The 7,670-nt window shown below is 69.6% G+C and carries 7 protein-coding genes; all 7 read right to left on the bottom strand.

From position 1 onward, the window contains the following. On the bottom strand, positions 1-3,334 hold a 3,334-nt coding region (locus AB4Y84_RS08230; RefSeq protein ID WP_442249976.1), incomplete at its 3' end, for an ankyrin repeat domain-containing protein. Next, on the bottom strand, positions 3,327-3,587 hold the full coding sequence (locus AB4Y84_RS08225; RefSeq protein WP_442244201.1) for a YcgL domain-containing protein: 261 nt from the start codon (positions 3,585-3,587) through the stop codon (positions 3,327-3,329). The genes AB4Y84_RS08225 and AB4Y84_RS08230, both read right to left, overlap by 8 nt. A 159-nt stretch (positions 3,588-3,746) precedes the next feature. Next, a complete protein-coding gene (locus AB4Y84_RS08220) occupies positions 3,747-4,187 on the bottom strand; it encodes a hypothetical protein (RefSeq protein WP_025877987.1) in 441 nt (146 codons plus the stop codon). 37 nt (positions 4,188-4,224) lie between these two features. Then, positions 4,225-5,463, bottom strand: a complete 1,239-nt coding sequence (locus AB4Y84_RS08215; protein WP_025877989.1) for a beta-ketoacyl-ACP synthase — start codon at positions 5,461-5,463, stop codon at positions 4,225-4,227. Then, complete coding sequence (locus AB4Y84_RS08210; RefSeq protein ID WP_191077616.1) at positions 5,463-6,194, bottom strand: 3-ketoacyl-ACP reductase FabG2; 732 nt, start codon at positions 6,192-6,194, stop codon at positions 5,463-5,465. The genes AB4Y84_RS08215 and AB4Y84_RS08210 overlap by 1 nt, the downstream gene beginning before the upstream one ends. Beyond that, on the bottom strand, positions 6,191-6,649 hold the full coding sequence (locus tag AB4Y84_RS08205; RefSeq protein WP_442244202.1) for an ApeP family dehydratase: 459 nt from the start codon (positions 6,647-6,649) through the stop codon (positions 6,191-6,193). Before AB4Y84_RS08205 ends, AB4Y84_RS08210 begins: the two co-directional genes overlap by 4 nt. Next, positions 6,646-7,670: beta-ketoacyl-ACP synthase (locus AB4Y84_RS08200; protein ID WP_442249975.1), on the bottom strand; the 1,025-nt coding region annotated here is incomplete at its 5' end. The genes AB4Y84_RS08205 and AB4Y84_RS08200, both read right to left, overlap by 4 nt.

Below are 7,670 nucleotides of genomic sequence, written 5' to 3'. Positions count from 1 at the left end.
CGTTGTCGCGCAGGAACCTGGCCATCGAAGAGACACCCGGCACGCGCGGCTCGAACTCGGCGGCGACGTCGATGAAGCCGCGCATCACCGCGATCTCGCGCGGGCYGCGGTTCAAGCCGTCACGTGCTTCCGGGTCGGCACCGGCGCGCAGCAGGCGCTGCACCAGCAGCGGCAACCCGTGCAGGGCGGCCAGGTGCAGCGGGCCGAAGCCGCGCGGATCGCGCACGTCCAGGCTGACGTCTTCATCCAGCAGGCGCTCGACGGCGGCCATCACCACCTGCTCGTCGCAGGCGGTTCCCGGTTCGGCGCGCGCGCCCAGCAGCAGCAGCAACGGCGTGACCGCACCGGCGGCGGCCTGGTCCGGCTCTGCACCAGCCAGCAGCAGGGTATCGAGCAGCGCCAGCAGGCGCGAACGGTCGCGCGCACTGAAGCCATACAGGGCTGCGCAGTGCAGCGGCGCCAGCTGCTGGGCATCGCCGGCGTGCACATCGGCACCGGCGGTGAGCAGGCGCGCCACGATGTCCGGCAGGCCCAGCGCCGAGGCCAGCATCAGCACGGTGACCCCGCCTGGCAGGCGGTGTTCGAGCTGCGCACCGGCGTCGAGCAGGGCCGAGACGATCTCGACCTGGCGCATGCTGACCGCCGCTGACAACGGCGTGGCACCACTGGCAGCGGCATGCTGCGGATCAGCGCCGCGCGCCAGCAGCAGGTCGACCACGGCCAGGTGGCCACCGCCGGCAGCACGCAGCAGCGCGGTGCAGCCCTGCGCATCGACGGCGTCGATGGCAAAGCCCAGATCATTCAGACGACGCACGGCGTCGACATCACCGGCCATCGCGGCGGCCGGAAGATCACCTTCGCGCAGGGTCCGGCGCGGCAGCGGCCAGACGCGCCAGTCCAGCCAATCAGCCAGATCACGACGACCGATCGACAACGCTACGCCCAGCGGTGTCTGCCCATCGGCTGCACGCGCTTCCGGCGAGGCGCCGTGCTGCACCAGCAGTTTCAAGGCGCTTTCGCGCGCCAGTGCAGTGGCCAGATGCAGCGCGGTCATGCCATGGCTGTCGCGTGCTTCGCGATCCACGCCAGTGGTGAGCAGGGCCTGCTGCAGGCGCAGCCAACCCAGGCGCACCGCCAGTGACAGCGGCGGATCACCGGCCGGCGAGGCCGCAAACGGATCGGCGCCGCGTTCCAGCAGTTCCAGCGCCAGCTGTTCCAGGCCACGCGCCGCCTGGTCGTGCTGCGCGCAGGCGGCCAGGAAACGCGCCAGGCCACCACGGCCGGCCGGCGACAGGCCATGCTGCAGCATCACCTGCAGGGCCGGTACGGCATCGATACCGCGCGACAGCAGCGCGAACATCGGTGTATCGGCACAGGCGTCACGCACGTACGGATCGGCACCATGGGCGAGCAGCCAGTCGACCGCGCGCGGCTCCAGTGCCAGCTCCGGATCGAGCAGCAGGCCACCCAGTTCTTCCGGCTGGCACAGCCTGGCCAGTGCGGCCATGCCATCGGTATTGCCGAACCCCAGCGCCTCGCGCAGCAGGGTCAACGGCGGGCGATCCGGCAGCAGGCCGCTGGCACTGGCCGTCTCACCGCGCTCGGCCAGGCCATCGCTGACGGCGGCAGGCAACGGGTAGGACGGATCCAGCAGGGCCACGATCGCCCAGCGACCGGCTTCGGCGGCGTAGTCCACCGCGCGCCGGCCGGCCGGATCGCTGCCGTCGGCGGCGATGCCCAGTTCCAGCAGGCGCTTGATCAACAGCGGCGAAACGTCCTCGGCCATCGTGGCCAGCAGCACCGCGTTGCGGCCATCGGTGTCGACCGCAACCAGGTCGGGTTTGTGCGGCAGCAGGTGCTCGACCACGGCGGCCCGGCCGGCGCGTGCGGCTTCCAGCCACGGGGTGCGGCCCAGCGCATCGCGCGCTTCCAGGTTGGCACCGGCGGCAAGCAGCACGCCGATGATGTCCACGTGGCCGGCCAGTGCGGCTTCATGCAGCGCGCTGCGGCGCTGGCGGTCACGCGCGTCGGCTCGGGCCTTGTGCTTGAGCAGCAGCTGCACACCTGCCGGATCGTCGTCCTCGGTGGCGGCCGCGGCCAGCAGCACCGGGGTGCCGTCAACCGGTTCACTGCGCGCGCCACGCTCCAGCAGGAAGCGCGCCAAGCGCCAGTTGCCGACCTGGCAGGCCACCGCCAAGGGCGACCAACCATCACGGTTCAGTGCGTCGACTTCAGCCGCCGCATCACGCAGCAGTGCGGCCACGCCCGGGTCGGAACTGCGTGCGGCGTGGTGCAGGGGCGTGTTGCCCTCGCTGTCGGTGGCGCGCGAATCGGCACCGTTGGCCAGCAGGGTCATCACCGCTTCCGGACGCCCATGCCAGCTGTCGCGGGTCGCGGCCAGCAGCGGGGTCATGCCGCGGTGCGGCGCGTTCACATCGACGCCGCGGCCGATCAGCTCGCGCAGCAGGCGCAGGTCCGGCAATACAGCGGCGAGCACCGCCAGGCTGCGCTGGTCGCGCCAGTTCGGGTCCGGCAGGGAATACGGATCGGCGCCGGCCTGCAGCAGTTGCAGCGCACGGTCGATGCGGCCGTGGCGTGCGGCTTCGTACAGGGCTGGGGTCAGCTCCTGCGGCGCCAAGGCTTCCAGTGGGGTGGTGTCGGCGACCGCGCTGAACAACGTCTCGCGATCGACCGGCAGTTCAGCGCTAACCGGGCCGCGCAGCGAGACCAGCGGCGCCGGTGCGATGCGCTGCAGCAGCAGGTGCAGCAGCGGCGACAGCAGCAGCACCGCCAGTGCCGACGGCCAACGCGCGCTTTCCGGCAGCAGGCCCGGCCAGGTCGGCAGTACCACCAGTGCGGCCAGGGCCATCACCAGTGCGGCCACGCCAAGGCCACGCCAGGCGCTGAGGTCGCGGCCGGCCAGCGCCTGCCAATGCTGGGCCAGGCCACCATCGAGGCGCTCGACATCATTCCACAGCGGCCAGGTGCGCCAGGCCGCCAGCAGGCCGGCGCTGACCAGCACGCTCAGGCCCAGCACCGCAGCCAGGCTACCGCTGTCGCGCAGCGCGGCCAGCGGCCAGGCCAGCAACAGGGCCAGCAGCAACGGTGCGGCGATCCACAGTGCCAGCAGCGCCGGCAGGTCCTGGCGGACGATCACCTTCGGCGGCAGCAGCGCACGGCTGCGCCGCCACCACGAGACTCCCAATGCGAACGCCGGTTGTGCCAGTGCCGCCAGCACCGCACCGGGCAGGCCGCCCAGCGCCGAACCCAGTGCCAGCAAGGCACCCAGGGTGAAGGCCAGCGACAGGGCGCGGGATCGGGAAAGCTCAGTCATAGTGGCGCAGCATCATGCTGCTCACCGACGGCGGCACCTGCAGGTAGAACCCGCGCTCGGTCAGTTCGCTGCGCACCTTGGCCGGGTCGGCCTGGGCCAGCCGGCGCTCCGCGTCCAGGGTCACTTCCAGCACGAAGACGAGCGAACCCAACGACGTCGACAGCGGCGCAGGCAAAGCGCTGAAGTCATCGCGTCGGGCGAGATAGACGTAGGTGTCCGGCTTGAGTTGGCTTTTATAGACGTAGGCGTGCATGTCCACGGGACGATAACCCGGGAAGAGCCGTGATTGTGTCGGAAAGCCGACACCGGGGAAAGCCGTCACGCGACGATGGCGGCGCGATCGACGGCGTTTCCCCGTTGAGGTTCAGCAATGTGGCGACGCCGTTCAGGCTGCGCCACCGGTCGGCAGCGCTTACTTGACCTTGGCGTAGGTGCCCTTCAGGGCCACGCCGGCGACGAAGGTGCCGGCCCAGCACTCGTAGTTGGTCGCGCTCTTGAACTCGTTCTTCTTGTAGTAGCTGACGATGTCGACCACGGCGTTGGCGCCGCGCGACTTGGCACCGTCCTGCAGGGCCAGCAGTGCCGACAGCGCGACCCAGTTGCAGGCCTCGACATCGCTCTTGTTGGCAGCGTTGGTCTTCTTGTTGGTCACGTCTTCGCCCAGGCGCTGCTGCACGCTGACCGGCTGGCCGGCCAGGTAGAAGCGCACGCTGCCATCGATGCCGGCATCTTTGGCGGCCTGCGAACTGATCAGCTCGCGCAGGGATTGTTCGACGCGGGTATCGCGCGCCGAAGCGGTGGAAGTCAGGGCCAGCAGCGCGGTGGCAGTGGCGATCAGCAGGGTGCGGCGCATCGGAACGTCTCCTTGTTGGGGTGCGGGTACAGCGGGGTCACGCGCTCCAGCGGCGGAACACCAGCGAGGTGTTGATGCCGCCGAAGGCGAAGTTGTTGCTCATCACGTACTCGGCCTGCAGCTCGCGGCCTTGTCCGGTGATGAAGTCGAGCTGGCCGCAACGCGGGTCCACCTCGACCAGGTTCAGGGTGGGCGCGAACCAGCCGGCGCGCATCATCTCGATGCTCATCCAGGCCTCGAACGCGCCGCAACCGCCCAGCATGTGGCCGACGTAGCTCTTCAACGAGCTGATCGGCACGCGGCTGCCGAACACCTGGGCGGTGGCCTGGGTCTCGGCGATGTCGCCGTGGTCGGTGGCGGTGCCATGGGCGTTCACGTAGTCGATCTGCGCCGGCTGCAGACCGGCGTCTTCCAGCGCCAGGCGCATGGCCTGGGCCATGGTATCGGCGCTGGGCTGGGTGACGTGCTGGCCGTCGCTGTTGGTGCCGTAGCCCACGATCTCAGCGAGGATGGTCGCGCCACGTGCCTGCGCGTGCTCCAGATCCTCCAGGATCAGCGTGCAGGCGCCCTCGCCCAGCACCAGGCCATCGCGGCCGGCATCGAACGGGCGCGGGGTGGTGTGCGGCGCATCGTTGCGCGTGCTGGTGGCGAACAGGGTGTCGAACACAGCGGCGGCAGTGGCGTCGAGCTGCTCGGCGCCACCGGCCACCATCACCGTCTGCTTGCCGCTGCGGATCGCTTCGTAGCCGGCGCCCACGCCCTGGCTGCCCGACGTACAGGCACTGGAGGTGGTGTAGACACGGCCGGACAAGCCGAAGAACACGCCGATATTGACCGGCGCGGTGTGGCTCATCATCTTCAGGTAGGTGGTGGCGCTGATGCCGTCGGTGGTGAACTCATGCAGCATGCGGCCGAATTCGCCGGTGGCCTCGTGGCTGCCCGACGATGAGCCGTAGGCCACGCCGGTGCGGCCACTGCGCAGCACCGGGTGCTCGAACAGGCCTGCCTCACGCAGGGCGACCTCGGTGGCGCGCACCGACATGATCGCGACCTTGCCCATCGAGCGGGTGGTCTTGCGGTTGTAGTTCGGCGGCAGCTCATAGTCCTGCGCGGGCGCGGCCAGCTTGGTGTTCAGGCCCGCATACACATCCCATTCCGGCATCGAACGCACCGCGTTGCGGCAGCTGCGCAGATGGGCCTGGATGGTCGGCCAGTCGTGGCCGAGCGGACTGATGGCGGCGGCACCGGTGACCACCACGCGACGATCGGCGGCCATCAGATCATCCCTCCATTGACCGAGATCACCTGGCGGGTGATGTACCCGGCCGGCTCGGACAGCAGGAACGCGACCGTGGCCGCCACTTCCTCGGGACGGCCGACGCGGCCGGCCGGGATCAGCTTCAATGCGTGTTCGACCACTTCTTCGTTGAGCATGTCGGTCTCGATCAGGCCCGGGGCCACGCAGTTGACGGTGATCTGGCGGCTGGCCAGTTCCAGCGCCAGTGCCTTGCTGGCACCGATGATGCCGGCCTTGGCCGCACTGTAATTGACCTGGCCACGGTTGCCGGCCACGCCCGACACCGAGGACAGGGTGACAATGCGGCCCGGCTTGCGCCGCCGCACCATCGGCATGATCAGCGGATGCAGCACGTTGTAGAAACCGTCCAGGTTGGTGTGGATCACCTGGTCCCAGTCGTCCTCGGACAATGCCGGGAACGCGCCGTCACGGGCGATGCCGGCATTGCACACCACGCCGTAATAGGCGCCATGTGCCTCCACGTCGGCCTCCAGCGCAGCACGCGCGGCAGCACGGTCGGCCACGTCGAAGGCCAGCACGCGGGCCTGCTGGCCCAGCGCGCGGATCTCGTCGGCCACTGCCTGTGCTTCTTCCACACGGCTGCGGCAATGCACCACCACGTCGAAGCCATCGCGCGCGATACGCAGCGCAATGGCCCGGCCGATGCCCCGGCTCGCGCCGGTCACCAGCACGCTTCGATTTCCTGTCATGCCTGTCCACTCTCCAGATAGGCCATCGAGTCGGCCGGTTCGAACACCGACACGTTGGCAACCGCCCATTCTTCTTCGCCTGCCAGGATGCGGCAGGCGAACATCCCTAATCCATTGTCGCCCAACAGCTCGCAACGCGCCTGTACCTGCAGGCGGGTGCCACTGGGGAAACTGCTGCGCGTGCTGGTATAGCGCCGGCTGCCAAGCAGGAAGCCCAGCTGCGGCGGGTTGCCGGCCGTGCGTGCGCGGCAGCCGGCCCAGGCAGCGATGGCCTGGGCCATGTATTCGATGCCGACCCATGCCGGGACCGCACCGTCTTCGATGAACAGGCCGGCCTCGGGCACCACCAGTTCCGCCTCGATGCCGTCCTGGTCCCAGCGCAGGATGCGGTCCAGCAGGCACATGTCCCGGCGGTGCGGCACCACCTCTTCGATGGCATACAGCGGCATGTTCATCGGCGCTCCAGTGCCAGCACGGCATTGCTGCCGCCGAAGGCGAACGAATTGCTCAGCACCCGCCGCGGCAGCTGCTGCAGGAAGGTCGCCGGGGCTACCAGCGGCAACGCCGGCAGCGCCGGATCGGCCACGCCGTCCCACCAGTGCGGCGGCAGCTGCTGCTGCGGATTCTCGGCCAGCAGGATCCAGCACAGCGCCGCTTCGATCGCACCGGACGCACCCAGCGTGTGGCCGGTCAGTGGCTTGGTCGAACTGGCCGGCACGGCGGTGCCCAGCACCTGCGCCACAGCGTGGCTTTCCATGGCGTCGTTGTGGCCGGTCGCGGTGCCATGCAGGTTCACGTAATCCACTTCCGAAGGTGCCCAGCCAGCACGCTGCAACGCCTGCTGCAGGGCATCGATGGCACCCAGACCCTGCGGGTCCGGTGCCGACATATGGTGCGCGTCGGCCGACTCACCCCACCCCGCCAGGCTGACCGGGCCTGCATCGCGGGTCAGCAGGAACAGCGCGGCGCCCTCGCCGATGTTGATCCCGCAGCGATGCTGCGAGAACGGATTGCAGCGCACTGCGGAGACCGATTCCAGCGCGCTGAACCCGGCAACGGTGAACCGGCACAGGGAGTCGGCACCACCGGCGATGACCGCATCGACGATGCCCGAGCGCAGCATGCGCGCGGCCGACATCAACGCCTTGGCACTGGACGAACAGGCCGTGGACAGCGTCCAGGCCGGGCCCAGCGCACCGCTGCGCTCACGCACGAACTGCGCGGCGGTGCCCATTTCCTGCTGTGCGTAGTCGAAGCCTTCGGGCCAATGGCCGTGCTCGGCGCGGGTACGCAGCGCCTGTTCGGATTCACCGATGCCCGAGGTGCTGGTGCCCAGCACCACCGCCACACGCTCGGCGCCGTAACGGTTGATGGCATCGGCAACGGCCGGCGCGATCTGCGCCAGTGCCACGTCCAGCAGAGCATTGTTGCGGCCACGCAGGGACACCGGCAGTTCTTCCAGCGTCGGCAGCGGGC

The organism is Stenotrophomonas sp. 2YAF22, assembly GCF_052114665.1.
Taxonomy (GTDB): domain Bacteria; phylum Pseudomonadota; class Gammaproteobacteria; order Xanthomonadales; family Xanthomonadaceae; genus Stenotrophomonas; species Stenotrophomonas indicatrix.
The sequence above is the reverse complement of the archived record's forward strand: the minus strand, read 5'-3'. Positions and strand labels throughout refer to the sequence as shown.

Excerpts from the sequence above, each read along its gene's own strand:
- AB4Y84_RS08225 (WP_442244201.1), bottom strand. The coding sequence starts at position 3,587 with ATGCACGCCTACGTCTATAAAAGCCAACTCAAGCCGGACACCTACGTC.
- AB4Y84_RS08220 (WP_025877987.1), bottom strand. The coding sequence starts at position 4,187 with ATGCGCCGCACCCTGCTGATCGCCACTGCCACCGCGCTGCTGGCCCTG.
- AB4Y84_RS08215 (WP_025877989.1), bottom strand. The coding sequence starts at position 5,463 with ATGGCCGCCGATCGTCGCGTGGTGGTCACCGGTGCCGCCGCCATCAGT.
- AB4Y84_RS08210 (WP_191077616.1), bottom strand. The coding sequence starts at position 6,194 with ATGACAGGAAATCGAAGCGTGCTGGTGACCGGCGCGAGCCGGGGCATC.
- AB4Y84_RS08205 (WP_442244202.1), bottom strand. The coding sequence starts at position 6,649 with ATGAACATGCCGCTGTATGCCATCGAAGAGGTGGTGCCGCACCGCCGG.